The sequence below is a fragment of the Arthrobacter sp. Y-9 genome, assembly GCF_029690065.1.
GTDB lineage: Bacteria > Actinomycetota > Actinomycetes > Actinomycetales > Micrococcaceae > Arthrobacter_E.
Window position 1 is genome coordinate 488,996 of sequence record NZ_CP121463.1, and the last position, 26,960, is coordinate 515,955.

The 26,960-nt window shown below is 69.6% G+C and carries 26 protein-coding genes, 1 tRNA gene and 1 other RNA gene; 14 read left to right on the plus strand and 14 right to left on the minus strand.

Annotated elements, in window-relative coordinates:
- Window positions 1-51: 51 nt before the first annotated feature.
- Both P9849_RS02165 and P9849_RS02170 read right to left on the minus strand, forming a co-directional pair.
- Window positions 52-627: a serine protease inhibitor gene (locus P9849_RS02165; protein ID WP_278268095.1), complete on the minus strand. Its 576-nt coding sequence runs from the start codon at window positions 625-627 to the stop codon at window positions 52-54.
- Window positions 628-683: 56 nt separating this feature from the next.
- On the minus strand, window positions 684-1,130 hold the full coding sequence (locus P9849_RS02170; RefSeq protein WP_066214740.1) for a MarR family transcriptional regulator: 447 nt from the start codon (window positions 1,128-1,130) through the stop codon (window positions 684-686).
- Window positions 1,131-1,254: 124 nt separating this feature from the next.
- On the opposite strand from P9849_RS02170, the gene P9849_RS02175 reads away from it, so the two are divergent.
- Complete coding sequence (locus tag P9849_RS02175; protein ID WP_066214742.1) at window positions 1,255-1,479, plus strand: hypothetical protein; 225 nt, start codon at window positions 1,255-1,257, stop codon at window positions 1,477-1,479.
- 134 nt (window positions 1,480-1,613) lie between these two features.
- Complete coding sequence (locus tag P9849_RS02180) at window positions 1,614-1,832, plus strand: hypothetical protein (RefSeq protein ID WP_278268096.1); 219 nt, start codon at window positions 1,614-1,616, stop codon at window positions 1,830-1,832.
- A gap of 100 nt (window positions 1,833-1,932) precedes the next feature.
- Here the strand turns inward: P9849_RS02180 and P9849_RS02185 are convergent, their stop codons facing one another.
- The 5 genes from P9849_RS02185 to ffs all read right to left on the minus strand — a co-directional run bounded on the left by P9849_RS02185 (window position 1,933) and on the right by ffs (window position 7,907).
- Window positions 1,933-3,294 carry an aspartate kinase gene (locus P9849_RS02185; RefSeq protein WP_278269071.1) on the minus strand — a complete coding sequence of 454 codons (1,362 nt, stop codon included), beginning with the start codon at window positions 3,292-3,294 and terminating at the stop codon, window positions 1,933-1,935.
- Window positions 3,295-3,462: 168 nt separating this feature from the next.
- Window positions 3,463-4,071 carry a GNAT family N-acetyltransferase gene (locus tag P9849_RS02190; RefSeq protein ID WP_278268097.1) on the minus strand — a complete coding sequence of 203 codons (609 nt, stop codon included), beginning with the start codon at window positions 4,069-4,071 and terminating at the stop codon, window positions 3,463-3,465.
- A gap of 77 nt (window positions 4,072-4,148) precedes the next feature.
- The gene (recR, locus tag P9849_RS02195) at window positions 4,149-4,742 is read right to left on the minus strand and encodes a recombination mediator RecR (RefSeq protein ID WP_066214750.1); all 594 of its coding nucleotides are present in this window, start codon (window positions 4,740-4,742) and stop codon (window positions 4,149-4,151) included.
- A 102-nt stretch (window positions 4,743-4,844) separates the two neighbouring features.
- On the minus strand, window positions 4,845-7,739 hold the full coding sequence (locus tag P9849_RS02200) for a DNA polymerase III subunit gamma and tau (RefSeq protein WP_278268098.1): 2,895 nt from the start codon (window positions 7,737-7,739) through the stop codon (window positions 4,845-4,847).
- A gap of 71 nt (window positions 7,740-7,810) precedes the next feature.
- Window positions 7,811-7,907: signal recognition particle sRNA small type (gene ffs, locus P9849_RS02205), an RNA gene on the minus strand.
- Between the two features lie 119 nt (window positions 7,908-8,026).
- Between ffs and P9849_RS02210 the strand changes: the two genes are divergently transcribed.
- Window positions 8,027-8,114: transfer RNA gene (locus P9849_RS02210), tRNA-Ser, on the plus strand.
- A 147-nt stretch (window positions 8,115-8,261) separates the two neighbouring features.
- Here the strand turns inward: P9849_RS02210 and P9849_RS02215 are convergent.
- Window positions 8,262-10,010, minus strand: coding sequence for a cytochrome c biogenesis protein DipZ (locus P9849_RS02215; RefSeq protein ID WP_278268099.1), 1,749 nt, complete (start codon window positions 10,008-10,010; stop codon window positions 8,262-8,264).
- Between the two features lie 291 nt (window positions 10,011-10,301).
- Between P9849_RS02215 and P9849_RS02220 the strand changes: the two genes are divergently transcribed.
- The 7 genes from P9849_RS02220 to P9849_RS02250 all read left to right on the plus strand — a co-directional run bounded on the left by P9849_RS02220 (window position 10,302) and on the right by P9849_RS02250 (window position 16,267).
- Window positions 10,302-10,967 (plus strand): fasciclin domain-containing protein, encoded by a 666-nt coding sequence (locus P9849_RS02220; RefSeq protein ID WP_144630159.1) that lies wholly within the window; start codon window positions 10,302-10,304, stop codon window positions 10,965-10,967.
- 118 nt (window positions 10,968-11,085) lie between these two features.
- Window positions 11,086-11,670: an ECF RNA polymerase sigma factor SigK gene (gene sigK, locus P9849_RS02225; RefSeq protein ID WP_278268100.1), complete on the plus strand. Its 585-nt coding sequence runs from the start codon at window positions 11,086-11,088 to the stop codon at window positions 11,668-11,670.
- Window positions 11,663-12,613, plus strand: a complete 951-nt coding sequence (locus P9849_RS02230) for an anti-sigma factor (protein ID WP_278268101.1) — start codon at window positions 11,663-11,665, stop codon at window positions 12,611-12,613. Before sigK ends, P9849_RS02230 begins: the two co-directional genes overlap by 8 nt.
- 164 nt (window positions 12,614-12,777) lie before the next feature.
- A complete protein-coding gene (locus tag P9849_RS02235; protein WP_107003726.1) occupies window positions 12,778-13,215 on the plus strand; it encodes a DUF4383 domain-containing protein in 438 nt (145 codons plus the stop codon).
- A 299-nt stretch (window positions 13,216-13,514) separates the two neighbouring features.
- Window positions 13,515-14,690, plus strand: a complete 1,176-nt coding sequence (locus P9849_RS02240) for a M23 family metallopeptidase (RefSeq protein WP_278268102.1) — start codon at window positions 13,515-13,517, stop codon at window positions 14,688-14,690.
- A 201-nt stretch (window positions 14,691-14,891) separates the two neighbouring features.
- Window positions 14,892-15,695 carry a hypothetical protein gene (locus P9849_RS02245; protein ID WP_278268103.1) on the plus strand — a complete coding sequence of 268 codons (804 nt, stop codon included), beginning with the start codon at window positions 14,892-14,894 and terminating at the stop codon, window positions 15,693-15,695.
- A 50-nt stretch (window positions 15,696-15,745) separates the two neighbouring features.
- The gene (locus tag P9849_RS02250; RefSeq protein ID WP_278268104.1) at window positions 15,746-16,267 is read left to right on the plus strand and encodes a glutathione peroxidase; all 522 of its coding nucleotides are present in this window, start codon (window positions 15,746-15,748) and stop codon (window positions 16,265-16,267) included.
- An 84-nt stretch (window positions 16,268-16,351) separates the two neighbouring features.
- Here P9849_RS02250 and P9849_RS02255 read toward each other — a convergent pair whose 3' ends face one another.
- The gene (locus P9849_RS02255) at window positions 16,352-17,359 is read right to left on the minus strand and encodes a hypothetical protein (protein WP_278268105.1); all 1,008 of its coding nucleotides are present in this window, start codon (window positions 17,357-17,359) and stop codon (window positions 16,352-16,354) included.
- A gap of 131 nt (window positions 17,360-17,490) precedes the next feature.
- On the opposite strand from P9849_RS02255, the gene P9849_RS02260 reads away from it, so the two are divergent.
- Both P9849_RS02260 and P9849_RS02265 read left to right on the plus strand, forming a co-directional pair.
- Complete coding sequence (locus P9849_RS02260; RefSeq protein ID WP_066214766.1) at window positions 17,491-17,790, plus strand: type II toxin-antitoxin system VapB family antitoxin; 300 nt, start codon at window positions 17,491-17,493, stop codon at window positions 17,788-17,790.
- Window positions 17,791-17,796: 6 nt separating this feature from the next.
- Window positions 17,797-18,429 (plus strand): LytR C-terminal domain-containing protein, encoded by a 633-nt coding sequence (locus P9849_RS02265; protein WP_278268106.1) that lies wholly within the window; start codon window positions 17,797-17,799, stop codon window positions 18,427-18,429.
- Window positions 18,430-18,524: 95 nt separating this feature from the next.
- Here the strand turns inward: P9849_RS02265 and P9849_RS02270 are convergent, their stop codons facing one another.
- Both P9849_RS02270 and P9849_RS02275 read right to left on the minus strand, forming a co-directional pair.
- The gene (locus tag P9849_RS02270) at window positions 18,525-19,184 is read right to left on the minus strand and encodes a TetR/AcrR family transcriptional regulator (RefSeq protein ID WP_066214768.1); all 660 of its coding nucleotides are present in this window, start codon (window positions 19,182-19,184) and stop codon (window positions 18,525-18,527) included.
- 111 nt (window positions 19,185-19,295) lie between these two features.
- Window positions 19,296-20,021, minus strand: coding sequence for a DsbA family oxidoreductase (locus tag P9849_RS02275; RefSeq protein WP_278268107.1), 726 nt, complete (start codon window positions 20,019-20,021; stop codon window positions 19,296-19,298).
- Window positions 20,022-20,192: 171 nt separating this feature from the next.
- Between P9849_RS02275 and P9849_RS02280 the strand changes: the two genes are divergently transcribed.
- Complete coding sequence (locus P9849_RS02280; protein WP_278268108.1) at window positions 20,193-21,494, plus strand: MFS transporter; 1,302 nt, start codon at window positions 20,193-20,195, stop codon at window positions 21,492-21,494.
- 24 nt (window positions 21,495-21,518) lie between these two features.
- Here the strand turns inward: P9849_RS02280 and P9849_RS02285 are convergent, their stop codons facing one another.
- The 3 genes from P9849_RS02285 to aceA all read right to left on the minus strand — a co-directional run bounded on the left by P9849_RS02285 (window position 21,519) and on the right by aceA (window position 25,233).
- Window positions 21,519-22,004, minus strand: a complete 486-nt coding sequence (locus P9849_RS02285) for an SRPBCC family protein (protein WP_278268109.1) — start codon at window positions 22,002-22,004, stop codon at window positions 21,519-21,521.
- A gap of 253 nt (window positions 22,005-22,257) precedes the next feature.
- Window positions 22,258-23,883 (minus strand): malate synthase A, encoded by a 1,626-nt coding sequence (gene aceB / locus P9849_RS02290; RefSeq protein WP_278268110.1) that lies wholly within the window; start codon window positions 23,881-23,883, stop codon window positions 22,258-22,260.
- A gap of 33 nt (window positions 23,884-23,916) precedes the next feature.
- The gene (gene aceA / locus P9849_RS02295; protein WP_278268111.1) at window positions 23,917-25,233 is read right to left on the minus strand and encodes an isocitrate lyase; all 1,317 of its coding nucleotides are present in this window, start codon (window positions 25,231-25,233) and stop codon (window positions 23,917-23,919) included.
- A gap of 114 nt (window positions 25,234-25,347) precedes the next feature.
- Here aceA and P9849_RS02300 point away from each other — a divergent pair, with 114 nt between their 5' ends.
- Window positions 25,348-26,877, plus strand: coding sequence for a helix-turn-helix transcriptional regulator (locus tag P9849_RS02300; RefSeq protein WP_278268112.1), 1,530 nt, complete (start codon window positions 25,348-25,350; stop codon window positions 26,875-26,877).
- Window positions 26,878-26,960: the final 83 nt, after the last annotated feature.

A 26,960-nucleotide genomic window follows, 5' to 3' on the forward strand; every position in this document is an offset into this window, starting at 1 on the left:
CATTATCCCGCGTCACCGCGCGGGCGCAGACGACGACGCCCGCCGAACCCCTCAGACGTTCGCCCCGGCTTCGCCCAGCAAGGGCCCAAGAGTGGACCACTGACTGATCTTGCAGCCGTCGGTCCTGCTCAGGGAGAGGTCCACGGTCTTGCCGCGGACGGTGCCCTTGATGGTGGCCGTCGCGGGACCGCCGTACTGCTCGGTGCACGCCTGGGCGGTGTTCTTCGCCGTGGGGAACAGATAAGCCGGATGGGCTTCGACCAGGGCGCACGCCTCGTCCGCGATCGGGACCGTGGCCTCCGGCTTCGCGGTCTTGCCGGTGCACAGCAGCCTGGTCTCGGTGGGCTTGGCTCCGGGCTTGGCCAGGACCGTGATGGTCAGATCGGCCGTGGCGGAGGCGTCAGGAGCAGGGTGGTCGCTGGTGGCCGGAGGCGTGGTGGGAAGCCTGCTCGGCGATGGACTCGACGAGGCGCTCCTGGAACCGGTGGCGCCCGGCGTCGTGGTGTCCGGGGAGGGCGTGGCGGACGGAGTGCAGGCGGACAGCGCGATCAGGGAGGCGACGGCGGTCAGGCCCAGCAGACCGGCGCGCAGGCCGGAAGGTGTCCTGAACGAGATGTGCTGGGCCATGGCGTCTCCTTGCTCCGGATCGATGATCCCAGTGTAGGCGCGCAGGGCCCGGCGGGTCAGTCCTCCGCGGTGGCCGCTTCGATGAGGTTGTGCATGGCCTTGTTCAGCACCATGACCTCCTCGCGTGTGAGCTTGAGCCGGCGCATCATGGCGGGCGGGACGGCTCGGGCCTTCTCCTTGAGTGCGAGGCCCTCCGTGGTCAGTTCGACGTCGAGCGCGCGGGCGTCCTGGGCGTTCGGGGTGCGCCGTACGTAGCCCATGTCCTCCAGTCGACGCAGCAAGGGCGAGATGGTGGCGGGCTCGTGCAGGAGCTGTGCGCTGACCTCTTTGACGCTCAGGGGATTGTGGTCCCAGAGGGCCAGCATCACCAGGTACTGCGGGTGGGTCAGGCCGAGGGGTTCCAGCACCGGGCGGTACGCCTGGACGACCGTCCGAGAAGCGACCGTGAGTGCGAAACACAGCTGGTTCTCGAGCGAGAGATCTGTGTCTGCATTGGAATCCACAGGTCCATCCTATCGTTCGGGTTGTCAAGACCCCGTCGAGAGGGCCAAGGAGCGAGATTAGTTAGTGTACTAAATAATTTGCTATGCTGAAGGAGTCGAGGATGCCCTGAACCGAGGGAGAGAGATGAGCGACCAGACCTTCACCCAGCGCTTCATGCGGGCCACCGGGAAATTCCGGGCGGTCTTCGGTCCGGCGAACCGCAGTGCGCTGGATCATGAGATGACCGAGGAGAACAAGGTCCTCCTGGCTCAGCGTCAGGCCGAGACGCTCCAGTGGGAGACGATGACCCGGCCCGACGGCAGCACCTACGTCGTCTCCCGGAATCCGGACGATCACTCGCTCCGCTGAGCCTCCAGGCATCTGAGCCTCGGGGCCTCCGGGATTTCCTGATCCACCGGCTCCTTTCCCCCGCCGCGGACTTAAAATCGTCTTAAGCGCTCCGGGTGGAGAGGCCGCCCGGCGTGAGCAGGGAGGTGGCACGCATGACCACGATGACCGAGAAATTCATGCACCTGACCGAGAACGCCGCGAAGCTCTTCGGCCCGGCGGCGCGCGGTGACGCGGCGGCCCCGGTGGTCCACCGGCACGACGACTTCGAGAAGGCCTCGGAAGAGGACCTCAGTCACTTCGAGATCGAGACGGACTCGCAGGGCCACCATTACGCGACGCGGAAGCCCGGCCCGCAGGAGCCCCACCGCTGAGGTGAGGCGGCGCGCACCTGACAAGGCAGGCGCTTAACCAACACGACGACGGCGGTTCCCCGCCGTCGTCGTCTGCGTGATGCAGCCGGCGCCTCCGCCGTCAGCGGCCGGTGCCGCCGTACACGGTGGCGGTGGAGTCGCCGTCCAGTTCGAACGCCTTGTGGATTGCGCGCACGGCGTCATCCAGCAGGTCCGCGCGGGTGACCACGGAGATGCGGATCTCGGAGGTGGAGATCATGTCGATGTTGATCCCGGCGTCGGAGAGAGCCTTGAAGAAGGTCGCCGAGACGCCCGGGTGGGAGCGCATGCCGGCGCCGATGAGCGACAGCTTGCCGATCTCGGCGTTGTAGTCGATGCTCTCGAAACCGATCTCCGGCTGGGCCGCGCGGAGTGCCTCGAGCGCGTCGGCGCCCTCGACGATCGGCAGGGTGAAGGAGATGTCCGTGTGGCCGGTGCCCTTGGTGGACACGTTCTGCACGATCATGTCGATGTTCGAGTGCGCCTTGGCGATGACCTGGAAGATCGCGGCGGCCTTGCCGGGGATGTCCGGGACGCCCACCACGGTGACCTTGGCTTCGGAACGGTCGTGCGCGACGCCGGAGATGATTGGCTGCTCCAAGGCAACTCCCTCTTTGATGGTGATCTTGTCATCGGGGCTGGGCAGGACCCAGGTGCCCTCGTGCTGGCTGAAGGATGAGCGGACGTGCAGCGGCACGCCGAAGCGCCGGGCGTACTCGACGCAGCGCAGGTGGAGGATCTTCGCGCCGGACGCGGCGAGCTCCAGCATCTCCTCGCTCGAGATCGTGGTGATCTTCTGGGCGGAGCCGACCACGCGGGGGTCGGCCGTGAAGACGCCGTCCACATCCGTGTAGATCTCGCACACGTCGGCGTCGAGTGCTGCGGCGAGGGCGACGGCCGTGGTGTCCGAGCCGCCACGGCCGAGCGTCGTGACTTCCTTGGTGTCCTGGCTCATGCCCTGGAACCCGGCGACGATCGCGATGTGGCCCTTGTCCAGGGCGGTGCGGACCCGGTGCGGGTCGACGTCGATGATGCGGGCCTTGCCGTGGATCGCGTCCGTCAGCATGCCGGCCTGGGAGCCCGTGAAGGACTGCGCGACGGCGCCCTGCTTGTTGATGGCCATGGAGAGCAGGGCCATGGAGATGCGTTCGCCGGCCGAGAGGAGCATGTCCATCTCGCGGGCGGGGGCGCCGTCCGTGACCTGCGCGGCGAGATCCAGCAGCTCATCCGTGGTGTCACCCATCGCGGAGACCACCACGACGACGTCGTTGCCCGCGTTCCGGGCGGCCGCGACGCGAGCGGCCACGCGCTTGATGCCGTCCGCGTCGGCCACGGAGGAACCACCGAACTTCTGGACGATGAGCTGCTTGGCTTTGCCGGTGGCGGGCGTGGCGGCCCCGGGCTCGGTGGTCAGTTCCGCTGCGGGCAGCTCACTGGTGGGCAGACTCATGCATGGACCCTTACTGGTCGGGCGCCGGGCGGCGCCAGGTTCTGGGGGTGGCGGACCTCTGCGTCCGTGACGTGCGGCCCGGGCAGGGCACAGACCGCGTGCAGCCATTTTATCGCCGTCGTCTCGCAGTGCGGAAAATGTGACTCACATGCTGGACCGGAGTCAGGCCTGGTCCGGGCGGTCGAGGCGGAAGCGGGTGGACGGCAGGCCCTTGCCGCTCTGGTCCTGCTCGGCGCTGAACCAGAGGTCCGGGGTGAACCCGAGGCCTCGCAGCAGTGCCTGCGAGGCGACGTTCGGTTCGAAGACGCCGGCGAACGCGGTCCGGATGTCGCGCTGGGTGAAGAGCCACTCGACGAGGGCCCGGGCGGCCTCGCTGCCGTACCCCCGCCGGTGGAACGCCGGATCGAGCACGTATCCGAACGCGGCCTGACCTGGTTCGAGATGACCCGGCTCCGGAGGATTCCTGGTGGTCCAGGTGCTGGCCTCCCCGATCACCTGACCGGAATCCTGCAGCTGGATGGCCCAGGCGTGCCGGAAGACGGTGGCCGTGGACGAGGCCGCACGCGCCTGGTCGGAGGCGATCCGCTCGCGCACCTGGATGGGGTCCAGGGCCTCGTGCGACAGGTACCGCGTGGTCTCCTCGCTGCCGCGGATCTTCTCCAGGGCAGGAGCGTCGGTGAGCTCCGTGGGGCGGAGCACCAGCCGGTCGGTGGTGATGGGAGCGATCGGTGGCGTGGGCTGGGCGGCGAGAGGGGACCCGGAGATGACCATGAGGCCAATCTAGTACGGACGTCGGCCGGCCCTCCGTCGGCCGGCCCGGCTGACGCATGGTGGGCTCAGCGGTGGGCTCAGACCGCGAGGCGTCCGGCGAAGGCCCGTCCGAGGGTGGCTTCGTCCGCGTACTCCAGATCGCCGCCGACCGGGAGGCCCGAGGCCAGCCGGCTGACGTTGACGCCGATGGGCTTCAGGGTGCGGATGAGGTAGGTGGCCGTGGCCTCGCCTTCCACATTGGGGTCCGTGGCGATGATGATCTCCTGGACCGTGTCATCGGAGAGGCGGGTGAGGAGTTCCCGGACGCGCAGCTTCTCCGGACCGATGCCGTCGATGGGGCTGATGGCGCCGCCGAGCACGTGGTACCGGCCGCGGAAACTCCGGGTCCGCTCCACGGCCATGACGTCCTTGGACTCCTCCACGACGCAGATGATGCTCGCGTCCCGGCGCGGGTCACGGCAGATGCTGCACGTGTCCTGCTCGGAGACGTTGCCGCAGATGGTGCAGAACTTGACGCGGGTCTTCACCGCGGTGATCGCCTCGGACAGCTTGCGCATGTCCTCCGCGTCCGCCTCGAGGATGTGGAAGGCAAGCCGCTGCGCGGACTTGGGGCCGATCCCCGGCAGGCGTCCGAGCTCGTCGATCAGCTCTTGAACAGCGCCCTCGTACACGGCGTCCTCTTTTCCTACAGGTCAGTTCTTGCTTTGGGTCGGCTCTGGCGGCGGGCCGGTCGTTCGTGCGGTTCAGCGTGCGCGACGGTGCCTTCCCCGCGGTCAGCGCCGGATGATCGGGGTGCCGTCCAGGGTGGTCTCCTCGATGAGGGTCCCGTCCAGCAGACGTTCCACGGCCGCGCGCCCGAAGGTGCTTGATTCTTCGATGGTCTCATCATCGGCGCTGATCTCGTCCACCGCATACCCCGCCACGCTGCCGTCCGGGTTCCGTTCCTGCGGAGGGGCGGCCCGGCGGGCCTCCTCGCGGGCACGCTGCGCCTGCGGGCTGTTGGAGAGCCGCTGGTAGAGACTCTGGTTGCCGTCGCGAGCATCGTTCCCGGCGCCCCGCTCACCGGGTGCGGGAGCTTCCGCGGGGCGCGACGCCGGGGCGGCGGCGGGTGCCGGTGCTGTGGTTGCCTGGCCGGCGGCGTCCGTCCGCTCAGGGGCGTTCGCCGGTTCGGCGGGGAGACCCCACGGGTCACCGGCGGGAGCCCCAGCGGCTGCCGGAGCCGGGCCGGAGCCGGACAGGTCCTCGTCGGAAAGGTCCTCGTCCTCGAACTCGGGTTCCTGGAATCCTTGTCCGGGGATGGCCGTGGAAGCTGTGGAACCGCCGTTCCCGGTGCTCACATTGCTTTCGGTCCCGACCGTCCAGCGGCCGGGGGAGACCTCACGGGCCCGCGACCACGGATCGTCCTGGAGCGAGACCGAAGGGCCTCCGGCCGCGGCCGGCTCGGGTGCGGTGGGTGCGGCCGCCGTCGCCGGCCGCGCCGCTTGACGCGCCGAGGGCGCCGGGGACGACGGTGACGCGGGGGTCGCCGGCGCAACGGGAGCCGACGGGCGGCCCCAGTCGGAGGGACCGTCGTCGTACGGCGGTTCCTCATCCAGCGGCGGCTCGTCCTCGTCGCGCGGCTGATCCAGCGGGTGGAAATCCCCAGAGGGGACGGTCCGCTGAGGTGCTGACCTGCCGGGGCCGCTAGCCGGGGGGATGTTCTCCTGGCTAGCCGGTGCTTTTGGGCTGTCGCCCCAGCCCGGAGGTTCCTCCGCCGTGGCGGGACCGGCTGCGGGCGACGGCGTCGCGGGCTCTTCGGGTGCGCTCGGCCGGCTCGTCTGGAACGACGGCGGCGGTGCGGCCGCGTCTCCCGCGACGGCCTCGACGCGGCAGTCCAGGCCCAGGACCTCCTTGACCGCCGTCTGAAGGTGCGTCTTGTGGTCACCGCGGCCGAACGCCCCGGCCAGGCCGGGGGTGGAGAACGACAGGATCACGGCGTCGCCGTCCAGACGGGCCACGGTGGCGTTGGGTGCGACGAGCGCCCAGGTGCTGCGCTTGATCTTGCCCAGGCGGTCCAGGATCTGCGGCCAGGCGCGGCGCAGCGCCTCGACATCCCCGCCGCCCTGAGGCGCGGGTGCGGCCTCCTGCTGGGGCGCCGGGGGAGGCGTCTGGGCGGGTGCGGACGGGGCTGCGGCCGACGACGGCGCCGCCTCCCGGGCGCGGGACACCGGTTCCGCGGCGGGAGCCGCAGCCGGGGCCGGCGTGGGAGCGGCGTCGGCAGGGAGGTCGCGGGTCGGCGGTGTGGACGCCTGCTGATCCGGGAGGTCCGCGGCACGCGCCGGCTCAGGTGTCGGAGTAGCGGCCGGTGCAGCCGTCGGAGCAGCGGAGGGCCGCTGGGAGGCCGGTTCGGCGTCGTCGTTCCGGGTGACCGCCGGCGCGCTGGCCGGAGCGGACGCGGCAGGCTGCGCGGCTGGAGCCGGAGCCTGCGCGGGTGTGGGAGCCGTCTGCGCCGGAGCCCCGCCGAGGGCGAGGCGGCGCTCCAGGGCGTCCAGTCGTGCGGCGGCGCCGCGCTCGGTGCTGTCCGACGCCGGGAGCATCAGACGGGCGCAGAGCAGCTCGAGGTGCAGACGCGGCGAGGTGGCGCCGGTCATCTCGGAGAGCGCGGCGTTGGTGACGTCCGCCGAGCGGGACAGCTCCGCGGGGCCGAGCGTGACGGCCTGCTGCCGCATCCGGGCGATCTGGTCCTGGGGCATGCCGCGCAGGATGGTGGCGGCGCTGTCCGGCATGGCCTGGACGATGATCAGATCCCGGAAACGCTCCAGGAGGTCCTCGACGAAACGGCGCGGATCGTGGCCGGTCTGCAGCACCCGGTCCACGGCGCGGAACACCGTGGCGGAGTCATGGGCGGCGACAGCGTCCACCACGTCATCCAGGAGCGAGGCGTGCGTGTAGCCCAGGAGGGAGACGGCCAGTTCGTAGTCGAGACCCTGCGGGCCGGCGCCGGCCATGAGCTGATCCAGCACGGAGAGGGAGTCGCGCACGGAACCGCCGCCCGCGCGGATGACGAGCGACAGCACACCCGGGGCCACCGGGACGTTCTCCTGCTCGCACAGCTGTTCCAGGTAGGCCAGGAGCGGCTCCGGCGGAACCAGGCGGAAGGGGTAGTGATGGGTCCGCGAGCGGATGGTGCCGATCACCTTGTCCGGCTCCGTGGTGGCGAAGATGAACTTGATGTGCTCCGGCGGCTCCTCCACGATCTTCAGCAGGGCGTTGAAGCCTGCCGACGTGACCATGTGGGCCTCATCGATGATGAAGATCTTGTAGCGGTCCCGGGCCGGGGCGAAGGTGGCGCGCTCGCGCAGATCACGCGCGTCGTCGACGCCGCCGTGGCTGGCCGCGTCGATCTCGATGACATCCAGAGAACCGGCTCCGCCGCGGGCGAGTTCTACGCAGCTGGGGCAGACGCCGCACGGGGTGTCGGTGGGGCCCTGCTCGCAGTTCAGGCAACGGGCCAGGATGCGGGCCGAGGTGGTCTTGCCGCAGCCACGGGGGCCCGAGAAGAGGTAGGCGTGATTGACGCGGTTCTTCTTCAGGGCCGTCATCAGGGGGACCGTGACATGCTCCTGACCGATCACGTCCGCGAAAGTGTCGGGGCGGTATCTGCGGTAGAGAGCGCTGGCTTGGGTCACAGGGAAACCCTATCAATCGAGGCTGACAGGAGAAGCCGGAGTCCACGGCTCCGGACGGGCCGGGCCTTAACGTAGAAGACCCCTCGCGCACCCGCCAGAGCCCACTTACCCTTGCTACCTTCCGGTCCTGGGGGAGTTCGGCAGGATGACGCCACGCGAGGAGTCGCACACCAGCTTAGCGGCCCGGACGCGGACGGGGAAATCGGGGCGGTCCGAGGAGCCGGGCAGGCCTTGATTTGGCGCTCCCGGCGGAGGTCCGCTAAGCTGATACCTGCCCTTAGGGCAATGGAGAATTCGCCTAGCGGCCTATGGCGCACGCCTGGAACGCGTGTTGGGTTAACGCCCTCGGGGGTTCAAATCCCCCATTCTCCGCCAAGACGGCCCCGGAAACTCAGCTGAGTTTCCGGGGCCGTTGACGTTAACGCTGAAATCGTTGACACGAACGCGTCGGGGGATTCTCCGACGGGGGTTTCACATCCCCCACCGTCTCCCGCAGCACTCCGGGAGACGGCCTCCTTCACCTCACCCGAAGGTGAAGGAGTAGAGCTGCACGCCCGGCGTCGGCCGCAGCTCCAGGGTCCCGGCGCCGGAGGTGTCGCTCTGATGGACCACGTAGGACTTCGGCGGGCCGGAGATCTGGAGGGTCTTCTCGCCGTCGGGGCCCTTCACGGTGACGGAGCCGGTGCCGCCCAGCACCGCCTGGACCTGTCCGGCGTGGAAGTTCAGCCGCACCCCGGATCCCGGGGCGGGCGCATTCCGCGGGACCGAGATCCGCTGGGATTCGAGGGTCCAGGAGCCGGAGAGCGCGAAGCTGTCCGGAGCCTGCGACGCCGGGTAGGCGAAGAGGGACGTCCCGGAACGGTAGGTGGCCGCGCCCGAGTAGTTGACCTGTTTGGACACTCCCAGGAACGTCTCGCGGGTGGTGTTCTGCGGCAGGGCTCCGTCCTGTCCCGCCGAACCCGTCTCCACGGCGGCCGGCAGCTCCTTGCCCGGCTGGGCGGAACTCAGGAGGGACCGGATGAGCTTCTCGGTCAGCGCATAGCCGCCCTCGCCCTGCTGGATGTGCCGCACGTTGCCCTGGGCGTCGATGAGGTACTGCGCCGGCCAGAAGCGGTTCCGGTAGGCGGTCCAGGTGGCGTAGGAGTTGTCGAGGGCCACCGGGTACTGGATGCCGTGATCCTTGATGCCGGCGCTGACGTTGCGGGTCTCGCGTTCGAACGCGTACTCCGGTGTGTGGACGCCGATCACCTGGAGCCCGGCGTCACGGTAGGCCTTGTCGAGCGCGGTGATGTGGGGCAGGGACCGCTGGCAGTTGATGCAGGAGTAGGCCCAGAAGTCCAGGAGGACCACTTTGCCCTTGAGCTGCTTGAGCGTCAGCGGATCCGAGCCGAGCCAGGCGTTGATGCCGCGGAGCTCGGGTGCGGGCCCGCAGTCCTGCAGCTCGGTGGAGCCCTGGGTGCACTTGGAGAGGTCCTTGTTCTCGTCCGTGGCCACGCCGCCCAGATCCAGAGGGCTGCCCTGCGAGGGCGTCAGCTTCTCCTGGAAAGACGCGGTGTAGTCCGGGATGAGCCGCTGCACGGCGGCGGGCAGGTCGAAGGCCAGACCGGCCGCGAGGGCGATCATGAGCACGCCGGCGAGGATGCGGATGCCCTTCTGGCGGCGGCGGAACGCCTTGAGCCGTTCGGCCAGGCCGCGCCCCGCCAGTGCGAAGAACAGCAGGGGGATCGCGACGCCGACGGCGAACGACAGCGTGAGCGCCAGGGTCCCGGCGCCGATCCGGCCGGTGGCGCCGGAGACGGTGATGGCGGCCAGGACCGGACCGGCGCACGGGACGAAGACGGCCCCGAGTGCGAGGCCCAGGCTGAAGCCGCCCCGTTTCCGGGCGTCCACCTGACGTCGCGGGATCCAGGAGAAGGGCCGTTCGAGCCACTCCTCGAGGCGCGGGATGAGCATGCCCAGTCCCACCGCCGCCAGCACCGCGATGCCGGCCCAGCGGAAGATGTCCTGCGGCAGCCCCAGGAGGCTGAGCAGCAGCGAACCGAGCAGCGTGAAGACACTGAAACTGATCACCAGTCCCGCGATCACCTGGTACGGCCGCCACCGGGAGACGGCCCGGGCGGGCGCGTCGTCGTCGCCGGGAGCGGCGCCGGGATCGCGCCGTGCGCTGTCCAGACCTCCCGAGAAGAAGATGACCGGTAAGACGGGCAGGATGCAGGGCGATATTCCGGTCACCAGACCGCCCAGGAAGCCGATGATGATGTTCGTGTCCATGCCGGGTATTCGGTGCGCCGTGCCCCGGCGGATTGGACGGGCGGACCGGACGGGTGGAGGGAAGCGGCGGCTGGGAGCCGCCGTCGTCGTGCCGGAGGGGAGCAGCACCCCACTCTCACGCGGGGTCCCCTCGCGGCGCTCGCCGCAGCTCAGGAGAGCGGAAAATGCGCCATCGGAAAGTTTCCGGAAATTCCTCCAATCCGGCTGCGGACCCTGCTCCGAAGTACTGGCACCAACAGGTCAGCCCAGCTTCTGGATGCGGACCGCACACCTTTGAAGAGGAGCATCATCATGAAGAAGATCCAGCGTCTTTCCGTCCTGGCCGGTCTCGCAGCCGTCGTGCCCCTCGGGCTCGCGGCGTGCAGCGGTGGAATGAGCGGCGGCGCCGCCACCACCTCGTCCGAGCCGTCCCCGGCGATGACGTCCAGCAGTGCAGCAGCCAGCCCCAGCATGGATCCCGCCGCCAACCTGGTGGGCCCCGGCTGCCAGGCGTACGCCTCCGCCAACCCGAGCGGCCCCGGATCCGTCCAGGGCATGTCCACCGACCCGGTGGCGGTGGCGGCCTCCCACAACCCGCTGCTGAAGACCCTGGTCCAGGCCGTCTCCGGCAAGCTGAACCCGCAGGTGAACCTGGTCGACACGCTGAACGGCAGCCAGTTCACGGTGTTCGCGCCGGTGGACAGCGCCTTCGCGAAGATCGACGCGGCCACCATCGACAGCCTCAAGAAGGACGCCCCGGCCCTCAAGAAGATCCTGACCTACCACGTGGTGCCGGGCCAGATCGAGCCGGCGTCGATCGTCGGCACGCATGACACGGTCGAGGGCCAGAAGGTCACCGTCTCCGGTTCCGGCGACAACCTGAAGGTGAACGGCGCCAACGTGATCTGCGGTGGCGTCCGGACGGCCAACGCGACCGTCTACCTGGTGGACTCGGTCCTCCTGCCCCCGGCCAAGTAGTCGCTGCGGTGCAGGACCCCAGGTGAGACCCGGGTGGCGGGCCGTCAGGCCCGCCACCCTTCCACTTCCGGACGACAGGTGGCGGATGGACATGAGCGGCTATGAGACAGTGATGTACATGCATCCCCCTGGTTCGGGACCTCCCCCCTCCGCCTCCGCCGACATCGACGAGTTGATGGATCGGGTGGCGCAGGGCGACCAAGCAGCGTTCGGCAGTCTCTATGACGCACTCGCGCCGCACGTCCACGGTCTGGTGCTCCGGGTTCTGAGGGATCCGGCCCAGAGCGAGGAAGTCACCCAGGAGGTGTTCCTGGAGGTCTGGCAGCAGGCCAAGCGCTTCGACGCCGACCGGGGACGCGCCCGGGCCTGGATCACCGTGATGGCCCACCGCCGGGCGGTCGACCGGGTGCGAGCCGCGCAGGCCTCCCAGGAACGGGACCTGCGGGAAGGCATCAAGGAGTTCCGCGAGAGCTACGACGACGTCGAGCACCGCGTGCAGGTGGCCCTGGAGAGCGAGCGGGTCCACAAGGCGATGGAGTCGCTGACCGAGGTCCAGCGGCAGGCCATCAAACTCGCCTATTACGGCGGGTACAGCTACGGAGAAGTGGCCCAGGCGCTCGACCTGCCCCTGGGCACCGTGAAAACCAGAATTCGTGACGGCATGATCCGTCTGAGAGACACGTTAGGAGTTGGCCATGGATGATCAATTGCATCTGCTGACCGGCGCCTACGCGCTCAACGCCTTGGACGAGGACGAACGCCGCCACTTCGAGACGTCGCTGACCCCGGGCCACCCGGTCACGGAGGAAGCGCGCGAACTGAGTCAGGTGGCCGCCCTGCTGGCCGCCGGGACGACGCCGGTGGCGCCGCCCGCGGACCTGAAGGCTCGGCTCATGGCCCAGATCGCCATCACGCCCCAGGTCGAGGCGGTCGCCGGGCCGGAGGCGCTCGGATCCGAGCCTGCCGCCACCGAGCCTGCCACCACCGAGCGGCCGACACGGGAAACGCCCGCGCCGCAGGCTCAGCCGACACTCGTGCCGACACCCGCGCCGACGACGTCGGCCGACGGGGCTCCCGCGCAGGGCTCCGATTCGGCACAGGCAGCCGGGGCTGAGCCGGCCACCGCCGACGTCGTGCCGCTCCCGGTCCGCCGGGCGCCGTCGTCGACGCGCTGGCTGGCCGCGGTCGCGACCGTGCTCGCCGTGGCGGCTGCGGGAACGGCCGGCTGGGCGTTCCAGGCGCAGTCGCAGCGGGACGAGGCGCAGCGGCGGCTGGCCGCGGCGCAGGACTCCCCGGCCGAGGCGATGAACAGGATCATCGCCGCGCCGGACGCCAAGGTGAAGCAGTTCTCGGTCCCCGGTGGCGCGACCATGCTGGTCATGCACTCGGAGAAGGAAGGCCGCGGCGGCGTCATGACGCTCGGGATGTCGGCGCCGCCGCAGGGCAAGAGCTACGAGCTCTGGCTCATCGACCAGGCGGGTGCGGCGAAGCCGGCCGGTCTGCTGGAGAGTGGCGGTGGAGCGTCCACCTGGAACGAGCTGCCCGGCGGGATCGGCTCGGCGTCCTTCCTGGGGGTCACGGTCGAACCCGAAGGCGGTTCGGCCCAGCCGACCACCAAGCCGATCCTCGTGGAATCCATCACCTGAGGTCCGGCGGGAACACCTGAGAAAAGCCCGGGAGAAATTCTCCCGGGCTTTTCCAATCCGCCGGGCCATCCGCTCCGAATCCATGATGCGGGAAGTCCGCACCGGGGGCTGAAGTCACCGGACGGCGCATCGGGCGCCGTGGAACACGAGGTGAGGAGCACGAAATGTCCAGCAATGTCATCCAGGGCAAGAGCCCGGTACGTCTGACCGCGACCCTGGTGGGAGCAGTCTTCCTGCTCGTCGGAATCCTGGGATTCGTCCCCGGCATCACGTCGGGCGATATGGAGGCGGCGGGCCACCATTCGCACGCCATGCTCCTCGGGATCTTCCAGGTCTCCGTCCTGCACAACGTGGTCCATCTCCTGTTCGGCGTGGCCGGCCTGATCCTCGGGCGCAGCGCTGCCGGGGCCCGGAACTTCCTGGTCTGGGGCGGCGTGATCTACCTGGTGCTGTTCGTGTACGGCCTCTTCTTCGGCGAGGAGTCGGCGGGCAACTTCGTGCCCGTGAACATGGCGGACAACATCCTCCACTTCGCGCTCGGCGCCGCGATGCTCGCCCTCGGTCTGATCCTGGGACGCACGCCGGCCCTGCGGAGGGCATGACGTTTTCCGACGGCCGCAAGCGCCGGTGGGGCGCCCCGGAATCCGGGGCGCCCCACCGTGTCGTCCGGGGCCGTTCCGGGCGGCGGGTGGCGTTCCCGCACGCGGTTCTGAAACGGGGCGCGGGAACCCCTTGAATTCGCGACGGCGGCGGGCGCACACTGAGAAGTGATTGCCCGGTCGGGCGGTCTTCACAGACGACAACAGGGGATGTTCAGCGCTGTGCAGGTCTTGGGGATGGAAGCACTGTGAGGGGCCACCACGTGCCGCGTCATCGCGGCCGGGGGCCCATGGGAACATCGATGAGGGCGAGCCTGGTCATGGCCAGTGCCGTCCTCGTGTCACTGGCGCTCGGAACGCCTCCCGTCGTGGCACAGTTCACCGCGGTGGGGACGCCGCAGGCGCCGCCCGTGGCCACCGACCACGTCAGGGTCCCCGCGCTCGGCGCGCCGGTCACCGCGGAAGCCGAAGCCTTCATCGCCTTTGAGACCACCACCCTGCAGAGCCGTCCCAAGGGGGCGCGCGAACGTCTCAACGTGGCGGAGGCCGGACGCCACCGTCCTGCCGCAGGCCATCTGTCCTCGCCGCTGGAGGTTCTGATCCCGACCTCGCCGTTCGGCCCGCGGATCAACCCGCTCACGGGTGAAGTGGGCGAGATCCACTGGGGACAGGATTACGGCGCAGCGTGCGGCACCCTTGTCTACGCCGCCGACGCCGGTCGCGTGCGCAACGTCGGCTGGTCGCCGTATGGCGGGGGGAACAGGATCGAGATCGATCACGGCAACGGCCTGGTCACGACCTACAACCACCTCTCCGGCATCGCCGTGAACAAGGGCGAGAGCATCGAGGTGGGGCAGGTGATCGCGAAGGTGGGCACCACGGGCTCGTCCACGGGCTGCCATCTGCACTTCGAGACCATCAAGAACGGCAAGTACGTCAACCCGCTGCAATGGGTGCTCGACCCCATCAAGCAGGTGGACCGCCTGGACCGCATCGCCTTCACGGACTACTCGAGGTCCGGCGCCAAGTCGGCCTGGACCCTGCCCGGCGGATCCTCCGGCACGGAGGGGATCATCACGCCCGAAGCGGAGAAGGACGGCGGCAAGATCCCTCCGGGCACCAAGGTCCCCCCGGCCCGCCCGGAACCCACGCATCCCGAGCACCCGACGCCGCAACCCTCGACGCCGGGCCCCACGCCGCCCTCGACGCCGGGACCGACCGGCACTCCGACTCCCTCCCCGACGCCCACGGAACCTTCCCCGACCGGGCCGACGAGCCCGACGCCCACGCCGAGCAGCACGGAAACCGCGGGCCCCACGGCGCCGCCGAGTTCCGGAGCCCCGGCGGGGAGCGGTTCCCCCTCCACGCCCCAGGACTCGGGAAGCCCGGGTGTGGAGGGCACCGGCACGCCGGGACCGACATCCCTCCTGAGTCCGACGCTGCTGCCCAGCGTGCTGCGGTCGCTCCTCACCCCCTGATCCGGGCCCCCGCCAGAACTGACCGCACCAGAACCGCGCGCAACAGAGTTGTCAAGGTTGGCGTGGCGCATGTCACTGGGAGAGAATCGGTGACAACGGCTTTCAGGGGAGGGCCGCGCAAGGGGGATCACACGTGATGACTGAGTTCTGGGCTTTCGGCACCGTCGCCGGACAGCCCGGCCGTGTCCGGAAGCCGCTGCCGTGAGCGGCCGCCGCGTCGCGCCGCCGTCGGCCCGGACGGCTCGCAGCAGGGCCCGGAGCCGGGGCGCCCGCCGGGCCGACACCGGTGCTCTCGCCGCATGGGGCGTCGGCACCGCCCGGCACCGTCAGGCGGTGTCACTGGCCACGCTGAGCGCTGTGCTACTCGTCTCGACCGCTCTGGTCTCCGGCGGAACGTCCCAGCCTGAACTGGCCGCGGAGCACGACGCCGCGCCGCACGCTCAGGCGAACGGCTCGACGTCGGGGACCTCCGGCGTCGTCCTGTCACGTCCTGCCGACCGCCAGAGCGGTTCCCGGACGGCAGTCGCGAACGGACCCGCGAAGAAGTCCGGCGAGGCGACTGCCCCTCCGGCGGACGGTTCCGGACCCGCCGGCGAGGCAGGGGCCACCGAGGAGCAGGCCCACCTCACCTCGCAGTCCTCTGACGAGGGCACGTCGGGCACGGGATCCGGCACGGGCGCCGCTGCTGCGCAACCCGGTCAGCCCGGTTCCACGGCACCGGGTCCGGACGCCGGCGGCGGTGAGCCCGGCGGCGGCGGTGCGGAGCCATCCGCTCCCGGCACGCCGGCGGAGCCCGAGCCGTCCGCCCCGGCGAACCCCTCGGCGCCGCCCGTGGTTCCTCCTGTCGTCCAGCCGCCGGCCACCCAGCCTCCGGCCCCGAAGCCGCCCGCGCCGCAGCCCGGCACTCCGGCGCCCGGCATCCCGGCCCCGCAGCCGCCGCAGAACTCCGGGTGCACCATCACCATCCTCGGCATCAGGATCTGCCTGCCGCTCCTCGGCGGCTGACCGGGACCTTCGCGTCCGTCGGGGTCTCCCGACCGGCGTAGGCTCGTCAGGTGACCTCTCTTTATGACATCCCCCTGACCATGAACGACGGCGCCGGATCCAGCTTCGGGCGATTCCGGGGCAAGGCGGTCCTGGTGGTCAATGTGGCGTCCAAATGCGGCTTCACCTCGCAGTACGACGGCCTTCAGCGGCTCTATGAGCGTTTCCAGGATCAGGGTCTGGAGATCCTCGGGGTGCCGTGCAACCAGTTCGCCGGGCAGGAGCCGGGCGACGACGCCGAGATCGCCGAGTTCTGCCGGCTCAACTTCGGGGTGACCTTCCCCCTCACAGCCAAGGCGAAGGTGCGCGGCAAGGACCAGCACCCGCTGTACCAGGAGCTGACCCGCTTCAAGCACCCTCTGCTGCCGGGCCTGATCAAGTGGAACTTCGAGAAGTTCCTGATCAGCCGCGACGGCGAGGTGCTGGAACGCTTCGGGTCACGGACCGAGCCGGACGACGCCGAGCTGCTCGCCGCCGTCGAAGCAGCCCTCGCGGCGCCGGAAACCGGTTCCGCTCAGCCCGCCGCAAGCTGAGCGAGCGGGTCGGCCGCGCCGAGCGGGCTGATGTGCTGAACGGATTGATGGGCTGAGCGGTCCGGCTGAGGCAGCGAGGTCCGCTCAGCCGTCCAGACGCTCGTGCCAGGCGCGGAGGAAGGCAAGCCCCGCTTCGTCGTTCACCACGTCCGAGCCGAGTCCCACCTGGACCGCGGTCAGGACGTGGTACGGCTTCTCGGGAAGCTCCTCGGCGGGGCGGACATCCACGTGGGCCACGGCGTGCCCCTGCGCCTGCAGCCAGTCGGCCATGGCGTAATCCGTGCCCGAATCGCCCACCGTGCGCCACTGTTCGGGTTCCAGCCCGCGCTCCTGGAGCCAGGTGAGCGCACGCCACGCCCCGAGGTCCTTGCCCAGGCGCGCGTGCTCGATGTCGGTCGAGATGATCGTGGGGTCCACCAGGAAGTGGTTCGCCTGGGAGTCCTTGATGCCGCTCGTCTTCTCCGGCGCCGCGGAGCGGATGAGACCGCGCATGGCGTGAGCCGGCATGAGGGAGAGCGCGTCGGCGTCGAAGTGCGGCTGCTGCGCCAGGTAGTCCTCGCTGGGCGTTTCCACGTGCTGCTCCACGGACACCATGGCGAGCTTGGTCTCGTCGAAGAACATCCACTCCGCGTACTTGCGCCGCACGAGCTCGCGGATCGCCGCGGCGTAGCTGGCCGGGACCATGAACTGCTCGTCCACGTGGACCTCGCCTGCGCCGGTGCGGTCGAAGGTGAACCAGGTGGCGCCCTTCTCGCACACGGCCAGGAACTCGAGGCCTTCCGGGATGCCGGCCGCGAGCATGGGGCGGACCACCTGCTGGTCGATGAAGTCCGCGGAGCGGCCGGTGTTGAAGATGACGGGCACGCCGGCGGAGGCCAGCCAGAGCAGCTCCGCGATGACCGCGTCCGGAACGGAGCGGGTGACCGGGCTCGCGATGGGCCCGTCGACGTCGAGCAGCAGCGCCAGCGGGGGACGGGTGCCGTCGCCCGGCTCGACGGGGATGGTCGCCTGACGCGGGGCCCTCGGCTCCAGGCCGGCCGTCCCGTCCGGGGAGTGGGTGTCGGGGGCGGCGGGGGCACTGCTGTCGGTCATGCCCACCATTCAACACCCGGGTTCCGGCCGCCTTCAATCCGGCCCCGTCAAATGGTCACCGTTCCACTACGACTCGGGGTGCGGGCGGCGTGCCGATTCCCCGGAACCTGTTTCTTGCCTAGGCTTGCAGGGTGATCTTCAAAGCTGTCGGTGAAGGACGTCCGTACCCGGAACACGGGCACAACACGCCCAAGGACTGGGCCGCGCTGCCGCCCCGGCCCGTGCGGCTGGACGAACTGGTCACCACCAAGCGCACCCTGGACCTCGAGGCCCTTCTGGCGGAGGACTCCACCTTCTTCGGCGACCTGTTCCCGCACGTCGTCGAGTACAAGGGCGTGAAATACCTGGAGGACGGGCTGCACCGCGCGGTGCGCACGGCCCTGCACCAGCGGACCGCCATCCACGCCCGCGTGCTGGTCATCGAGGAGTGAGGCACGGTGGCGCGGGATCCTGAGCGCCTGCACGGGAGTCATGTGGTCTCCCGCCAGGAACTCGAGGCGGCCTTCTCCCCGGATCCGGACGACGACGGCGACGGGCGCCGCTTCCGCCTGCGCCTGCGTCACGGGGTGGTGCTGGTGGCCCTGCTCGTTCTGGTGGCCGGCGGCATCGGCGTCGCCTTCGCCCTCCAGAAGGGCTATCTGAACATCCCGCAGTCCGAGTCCACGCCTCAGCGGACCTCGGTCTGCCCGGCCGGGACGATCACGCCCCTCAAATACTCGGCCGTGAAGGTCAACGTCTTCAACGCCACGGACCGGCGTGGCCTGGCGGGCAATGTGGCTGCGCAGCTCAGGGAACGCAAGTTCCTGGTGGGCGCGGTGACCAACCGGGATCTCTCCCTGAACACGCCGGTGGCGGTGGTGTCCGGCAAGGACGGCCACGCCGCGGCGCTGTCCGTGCAGCGGCAGTTCGCGGGTTCGGACTATTACCAGGACGGCCGGACCGACGGCACCGTGGACGTCATCCTGTTCCAGGGGTTCACGGCCGTCACACCTGTCGCGAAGCTGGCGCAGGGACCGGGGACGCTTCTCTGCCCGCGCGAACGGACGGTGGCGAGCACTCCCGCCAAGTGACTCCGGCCCAGTGACTCCCGCCTAGTGACGCTGGCCAGGTGATGCCGGCGAGGTGGCTCCCGCGGGAGGTGACCCGCCCGCGGGGTGGGCCGGACTCAGGCCAGCGGCGTCAGCAGAGGCGCGACCACGACGGGACGGCCGTCGTCGTCGAACTCGGCGCCCGCACCGCTGGCGATGAACCGCACGGTGGCTGCGATCTGCAGTTCCAGTTCCGGGGAGCCGGGCTGGTGGGACTTGGCGCGGGAAGCGGTCGAGGAGAGGGTGCCCAGGATCAGGCGGGCGAGGGATTCGACGTCACCGTGGGGGAGGAAGCCCTGTTCCATGCCGTGCCGGAGGATCTGCTGCAGCAGGCCGTTGAGTTCGCCGACGTGATCGGCGAGGCGGGCGAAGGACTTGGGGGAGAGGACCGCCGCCATCGCGGGTCCCGGCGGCAGGTGGCGACGCGTGAGGTCCTCCACCTGGGCCCGGATGTAGAGGGAGAGCTGGTCGACGGGGTTGTCGAGCGATTCCAGGCCGGCCTTGAGCTCGGCCACGAACTTCTCGGTCTCGGTCAACGCGTAGGAGACCAGCAGCTCCTCCATGTCCGCGTAGTAGTTGTACACCGCGGTGCGGCCGATGCCGGCGTGGCGGGCCACGTCCGTCATGGTCAGCCCAGGCAGGCCCTGGGTGAAGAGGAGTTCGCCGAATGCGGTGAGGATCTTCCGCTGGGTCTCGGCGCGCTGGGCCACATTGTTGGCCGCGGAGATTTTGGGCATAGAGACACTTTACCGGATTGTGTCATCAAAAGGGAGATGCCGGCCTGGGAGAAGGCTGTGTGTTCGCGCACGCCTTCGCCCGGGCCGGCATCATCAGCCGAAGCAGCCGGTTCAGCAGCCGTCGGGGCCGCAGGCCTGACCGTTGAGATCGGCGTCGTCGCCGGATGCCTGGGCGCCCACCGCAGCGGGTGTCAGGAGGGGGTGGCTCTCCTGCCAGACCTCGTTGAGCACCTGGGAGAACGTGTCGCTGGACTGGGCGCCGGAGACGCCGTACTTCCGGTCGAACACGAAGAACGGAACGCCGCTCACGCCGATGGCGCGGGCCTCGGCGATGTCCTCGCGGACCGCGTCGGCGTACTTGTCCGTGGTGAACAGCTCTTCCACGTCCTGGGCGGGGAGGCCGAGCTCGGCGCCGAGACCGCGCAGGTACTCGTGGTTCCCGATGTCCTTGCCGTGCTCGAAGTGGTCGCTGAGCAGACGCTCCTTGGCCTCGTCGGCCTTGCCGGACTGCGCGGCCAGGTGGATGAGGCGGTGCGCGGTGAAGCTGTTGGCGACCACCACGGTGTCGAAGTCGTACGCGAGACCCTCGCCCGCGGCCTGCTCCGTGACATGACCGAACATCGTGCGAACCTGTTCGGGTGCCATGCCCTTGCGCTCGCTGAGGTATCCGAGTTCGGTACCGTCGTAGTGTTCGGGGATGCTCGGATCCAGCTGGTAGCTCCGCCACTGGACCTCCACCTCATCGCGATGGGGGAACTTCTCCAGGGCTTTTTCGAAACGGCGCTTGCCGATGAAGCACCAGGGGCACGCGACGTCGGACCAGATTTCAATCTTCACGTGAGGAATCAACCCGGGGGAGTGGACCGTTATTCCCGCGGTGGGTGTGGCGGGGGCGGGACCGGACGTGGGCGGGGCGGACGCCCTGGCGTCCGGAGGCTGGGGCAAGATGGTATACCATAGTGGTTTGTTTGAGACAGGGCGTCGAGGGCGCCCGGAGAGCGTGGCAGCATGACCCGTACCCCCACGACCGTGGCATCCAGGTCGACGCACTCCACCACCCATGGACAGCCGGCCTGGCTCCTCCTGCTCGCGATCATCGGCATCGCGCTCACCATGCGCGGACCGTTCATCGGGCTCGCGCCCCTCGCGCCGGTGTTCCGCAACGAGGTGGGGCTCAGTGAGGTCCAGTTCGGCATCCTCACCGGCATCCCGGTGCTGTGCTTCGCTTTCTTCTCGCCCGCTGCCTCCTGGCTGGGCCGCAAGGGGGGCGCCGAGATGGCGGTGTCCCTCACGGTCGCCGGCGTGGCCGTGGGAGCGGCGATCCGGTCGATCGGCCCGGAGTGGGCCCTCTACGCCGGAACGGCCGTGATCGGCGCGGCCATCACGATCGGCAACATCGTCATGCCGCTGATCGTCCGGCGGGACTTCCCCGTGGAGCGGCAGAGCCTCACCATGGGCGTCTACTCCGGCACCCTCAACTTCAGTGCGTTCCTCGCCTCGGTGGCCACGGCTCCGCTGGCGCAGTGGCTCGGGTGGCAGGGCGCCCTGGCGCTGTCCGGCGTCGTCGCGCTCGTGGTGCTGGGCTTCTGGATCTGGACCATGGGCGCGGCCGTGGCACTCAAGCCGGTGGCGATCGCCGGTCCCGGATCCGGGCAGGAAGGGCTCAGCGCCGCCGAGGAGAAGGCCGCCGGCAAGGCGGCGCGCAGGGCCGCGGCGCGGTTGCAGGGCGCCACGCTCTGGGTGACCATCGCCCTGGTGATCGGCTTCGCGGGCCAGTCCTCCAGCTACTTCGGCATCACGGCATGGCTGCCCAGCTATCTGCACGACACCATCGGGCTCGCCCCCACCGAGGCCGGCGCCGGCTCCTCGATCTTCCAGGTGATGGGCATCCTCGGCGCTCTCGGCACGCCGCTGCTGGTGCGGTGGCTCGGCGGGATCGCGGGGACGCTCGTCATCGGCGCGCTCTGGGTGACGGTTCCTCTCGGGCTTCTCCTGGCGCCGCAGCTGTGGTGGCTCTGGGCGTTCACTGGCGGCACCGCGCAGGGCGGCGGTTTCACGCTGGTGCTCTCGGCGATCATCAAGGCCGGCTCCACCCAGGCTCAGACCGCCCGGATCTCCGCGCTTGTGCAGGGCATCGGGTACATCTTCGCGGGCATCGCGCCGAGCGTGATCGGCTCGGTCCACGTGAGCGCCGGCAGCTGGCAGCTCGCGCTCCTGGTGCCGCTGCTGACCACCATGGCGTTCCTCGTCTGCACCACGTGGGGCGTGTCCCGCGCGAACAAGCTGGCCGCGGCGCGGCAGCAGGGCTAGGGGAGGCGAGGAGCCGCAGCAGGCCTAGGAGCGGCGGCCGCTCCGGACCGCGTCGAGCACTTCCGGGTCGGCGCAGCCGGCGGCGAAGCCGTCGAGGCGGGCTCTGATCTCCCGCTGCAGGATCCTGGCGCCGATCCACTCCGCAAGTGGCGCGAGCCACGCCGGCCGGCACGCGAAGCTGTAGCGCCAGCTCACGAGCGTGCCGCCGTCGTCCGCGGCCTTGAACCGCCAGCCCCCGGCGAACCGCTCGAAGAACCAGGGCCCCTCCACCATGTGCATCCCGGTGTGCGACGGCGGGTGGAAGGACACGCACTCGCTCACCATCGGCATCCCCCAGCGGTGCCGCGTCCACGTCCGGACGCCCTTGCCCTGGGAGGTCGCGCCGTCCAGGAGCCGTTCGGCGCGGATGAACCGGTCCCAGCGGAGCCGCAGCTCGCCATGGGTCTGGGACACCGCGAACGCGAGTTCCGGATCGATGGCGACGGTCGTGGTGGCCTCAAGGGTCGGCATGGAGCCAGTCTAGGGTGTGCCGGGCGACGCGTTGCGTGCTCAGTTGTTGCGGGTTCGAAGCGTCGGAACCCACAACAACTGAGCACGCAACGAGGGGCGGGGGACAAAAAGCCGGCCCAGCACGACGACGGCGGCGCACCTTCCGGTGCGCCGCCGTCGTCGTCGGGGCGGATGTTCCCTGTCGGCCGGGCCGCCCCCGGCCTTCGGGGTACGTGTTGCGAGTCCGTCGCGGCGCCGGCGCCGACAGGTGGTCTCAGGCGGCCACCAGCCGTCGTTCCCTCGCATCCTCCGCTGAGGTGGAGAGGAACCGGGCGTAGGCCGGGATGGTCAGGAAGGTCGGGAAGAAGGAGGCCAGAGCCACTTCCTCGAAGAGCTCGCGGGCGTCGCGGAAGCGGTCACCCTCGAAGCGCTCCAGTCCGCTGTAGACCTCCTCGAAGATCTCCGTCACCCATTCGCGGGTGATGACCTCGCCCTGGTCCGTGATCGCCTGGTTGTGGATCCACTGCCAGAGCTGCGACCGGGAGATCTCCGCCGTCGACGCGTCCTCCATGTTGCGGCGGATCGTCACGGCGCCGTTGCCCCGCAGCCAGGATTCGATGTACCGGATGCCGATCTCCACGTTGGAGCGGATCCCGGCCTCCGTGATGGTGCCGGTGGTCTGCGAGAGGTCGATCAGGGCGCGGGCGTCCGGGACCACGTCCAGGCGCTGCCGGTCCATCTGGTGCGGACGCTGGCCGAGGGCGGCGTCGAACACTTCACGGGCGGAGGACACCAGATCCGGATGCGCCACCCAGGTGCCGTCGAATCCGTCCACGGCGAAGCGCGTGGTGTCCGCGCGGACCGCGGCGGTCGCACGGGCGTTCTGTGCGGCGTCGCGCCGGCTGGGGACTTCGGCGGACATGCCGCCGATCGCCATGGCGCCCCGCTTGTGGCAGATGTGCACCAGCTGTTCCGAGTAGGCCCGGATGAACGGCTGCTCCATGGTGATCTGGGAGCGGTCCGGGAGGACGAAGCGCGGACCTCGGGTCCGGAACGTCTTGATGAGGGAGAAGATGTAGTCCCAGTGCCCGGCGGCCAGGCCGGAGGCGTGATCCCGCAGTTCGTACAGGATCTCCTCCATCTCGAAGGCCGCCGAGATGGTCTCGATCAGGACCGTGGCGCGGATGGTGCCCTGGGGCAGTCCCAGCAGATCCTGGGCCAGGATGAACAGGTCATTCCACCACCGGGCCTCCTGGTGGGTCTCCACCTTCGGCAGGTAGAAGTACGGACCGCGGCCCTGGGCCAGCAGGCGACGGGCGTTGTGGAAGAAGTACAGCCCGAAATCCACGATCGACCCGGAGACCGGCTGACCGCCCGAGAGAAGGTGCTTCTCCGGCAGGTGCAGGCCGCGGGGGCGCATCACGATGGTGGGCAGCGTGCCCTCGGTCAGACGCAGCTCCGAGCCGTCCGGCGCCGTGAAATCGATGCGCCGTTCCAGGGCGTCCATCAGGTTCAGCTGGCCGGAGATGATGTTGCGCCAGCTCGGGGTCAGGGAGTCCTCGAAGTCGGCGACCCAGACCGAGGCGCCCGAGTTGAGCGCGCTGATGGTGGTGCGGCGGTCGGTGGGGCCTGCCAGCTCCACGCGGCGTTCGTTCAGGCCCGGAGCCGGCGGGGCGACCCGCCAGCTGCGGTCCTCGCGGATGTGTTCGGTGCCGTGCGGGAACTGCGGATCCTCGCCGCCGGCGATCCGGGCCCGGCGGCCGTGACGGGCGTCGAGCAGTTCGGTGCGGCGCTCGCCGAGCGCACGGTGCAGCCGTTCGATGAATTCCAGGGCCTCCGGGGTCAGGATCTCTCCCTGCCTCCGGATCGGCTGAGCGGTGAGCTCGAAGGTGGTGGTCATGTCACTGTCCTTAGAAAATTCGTGCGGGGAACCTCAGTGGAACTGGCCTTCTTCGGTGGATCCCACCAGGGCCAGGGTGCTGCCGTTCGGGTTCAGGGCAGTGGAGACCAGATCGAAGTAGCCGGTGCCCACTTCGCGCTGGTGCTTGGTTGCGGTGTATCCGCGGTCTTCGGCGGCGAACTCGCGCTCCTGGAGCTCCACGTAGGCGCTCATGCCGTCACGGGCGTAGCCGTGGGCGAGATCGAACATGGAGTAGTTCAGGGCGTGGAAGCCGGCCAGGGTGATGAACTGGAAGGTGAAGCCCATGGCGCCGAGCTCGCGCTGGAACTTGGCGATCGTGGCGTCGTCCAGGTGCTTCTTCCAGTTGAAGGACGGGGAGCAGTTGTAGGCGAGCATCTGGTCCGGGAACTCGGACTTGACGGCCTCTGCGAACTTCCGGGCCAGCTCGAGGTCCGGGGTGCCGGTCTCCATCCAGATGAGGTCCGAGTACGGCGCGTAGGCCTTGGCACGGGCGATGCAGGGCTCGATCCCGTTGCGGACCTTGTAGAAGCCCTCCGCCGTGCGCTCGCCGGTGATGAACTCCTGGTCCCGCTCGTCCACGTCACTTGTGATGAGCGTGGCGGCTTCGGCGTCGGTCCGGGCGATGATGACGCTCGGGACGCCGGAGACGTCGGCGGCCAGGCGGGCCGCGTTGAGGGTGCGGATGTGCTGCTGGGTGGGGATCAGCACCTTGCCGCCCAGGTGGCCGCACTTCTTCTCGCTGGCCAGCTGGTCCTCCCAGTGAACTCCCGAGGCGCCGGAGGCGATCATGGACTTCATGAGCTCGTAGGCGTTCAGCGGACCGCCGAAACCGGCCTCGGCGTCGGCCACGATCGGGACCAGCCAGTCCTCCACGGACTGCTTGCCTTCGGAGAACTCGATCTGGTCCGCGCGAAGGAGGGCGTTGTTGATGCGGCGGACCACCTGCGGCACGGAGTTGGCCGGGTACAGGGACTGGTCCGGGTAGGTCTGTGCGGCGTTGTTGCCGTCCGCTGCGACCTGCCAGCCGGAGAGGTAGATGGCCTTGAGTCCGGCCTTGACCTGCTGCACGGCCTGGTTGCCGGTGAGGGCGCCGAGGGCATGGGTGTGCTCGCCCTTGCTCTGCTGCTCCTTGAGCTGGGCCCAGAGCTTCTCGGATCCGCGGCGGGCGAGCGTGTGTTCTTCGCTGACACGACCGCGGAGGCGGACGACGTCGGCAGCCGAGTAGTCGCGCTGGATGCCCTCCCAACGCGGGTTGGCAGACCATTCCAGCTCCAGGGCCGCCGCCGACTCTTCGGGGGTGCTCGGGGAAGTGGTGAATTCTGCGGTCATGTCCGTCTCCTCAAGTAGGGCTCTTCGCTGAGCTCTTGATGCCGGCTGTTCTTTGCCGTGCTTTAAGATTTCCGCAGTTTCACACCCCTTTCCAGAGGTTTTCCCTGGAAAGAAATGCACTTCTTCCCGTATTCTCAAAAAATGGCGCGTTCGGAGCAGCAAGCGGTCCGTGGCAACTGGCATGCCGGCCTCGAGAGGCCCGCACCCCTGGGCGACAGCGGCGGGGTGGATGTCATCGCGCTCGGCCGCCGGGTCCGGCACCTGCGCAAGAAGGCGGGCCTGACGCTCGAGGCGCTCTCCGGCGTCGTCGGCATGGCGCCGAGCCAGCTCAGCCTGCTGGAGAACGGCAAGCGCGAGCCGCGCCTGGGCGCCTTACAACAGCTGGCCGGAGCGCTCGACGTCGGGCTGGACGATCTGCTCGGCACGGAACCGCCCAGCCGCCGCGCCGCCATGGAGATCGAGCTGGAGCGCTACCAGCGCAGTGCTCTCTACGAGTCCCTCAACCTGCCCGCGATCCGGGTGGGGCCGCGGCTGCCCAACGACGTGCTCGAAGCACAGCTCGGCCTGCTCAAGGAACTGGAACGGCGCCTCAACGAGCAGCTCGCCACCCCGGAGGAGGCTCGCCGGGCGAACAGCGAGCTGCGCGTGATGATGCGCCAGCGGGGCAACTACTTCCCGGAGTACGAGGCGGAGGCCAAGAAGGTCCTGGCCGGCGTCGGGTACAGCGGCGGGCCGCTCAGCCAGTTCGTCATCTCGGACATCGCCGCCCACCTGGGCTTCACCCTGCACCACGTGAGCGACCTCCCGCACTCCACCCGGAGCGTGACGGACCTGAAGAACCGGCGGATCTACCTCACGCAGGGCTCGTCCGGCGATCACGATCCGCGCTCAGTGCTGCTCCAGGCGCTGGGCCACTATGTGCTGGGGCATGAGACACCGCGGAACTACGGGGACTTCCTGCACCAGCGCGTCGCCACGAACTACTTCGCCGCCGCGCTCATGCTGCCCGAGGATGCGACGGTCGAGTTCCTGCAGCACGCCAAGGCGGCCAAGGAGATCGCCATCGAGGACCTGCGGGACCACTTCGCCGTGTCCTATGAGACGGCCGCCCACCGCTTCACCAACCTGGCCACGCACCACCTCGGCATCACGACGCATTTCCAGAAGACGCACCAGAGCGGCATCATCTACAAGGCCTACGAGAACGACGGCGTGATCTTTCCGAAGGATCACACGGGGTCGATCGAGGGTCAGCCGAGCTGCAAGAACTGGACGAGCCGGGTGGTTTTCGGGGTGGCCGACAAGTTCAGTCCCTACAGCCAGTACACGGACACCAAGGCCGGGACGTTCTGGTGCACGGCCCGTACCGAGCGCTCCGCGGGCGGGCAGTTCTCCCTGTCCGTCGGGGTGCCGTACGCCCATGTGAAGTGGTTCCGCGGCCGTGAGACGACGGTGCGGTCGGTGTCGAACTGCCCGGATCCGAGCTGTTGCCGGCAACCGCCGGCGGAGCTGTCCGATGCCTGGGCCGGGAACGCCTGGCCCTCGGCGCGGGCGCACTCGCACCTTCTGGCGGCCATGCCCCCGGGCGCCTTCCCCGGCGTGGACGAGACCGAGGTCTACAGCTTCCTGGCGGCGCACGAGTAGGCGAGCGCGGCGAGGGGCGGGTCCGTGTGGGGAGGTCCCGCCGATTCCTCCGAGTGCCCCGCCCGAGTGCCCTGCTGAACGAC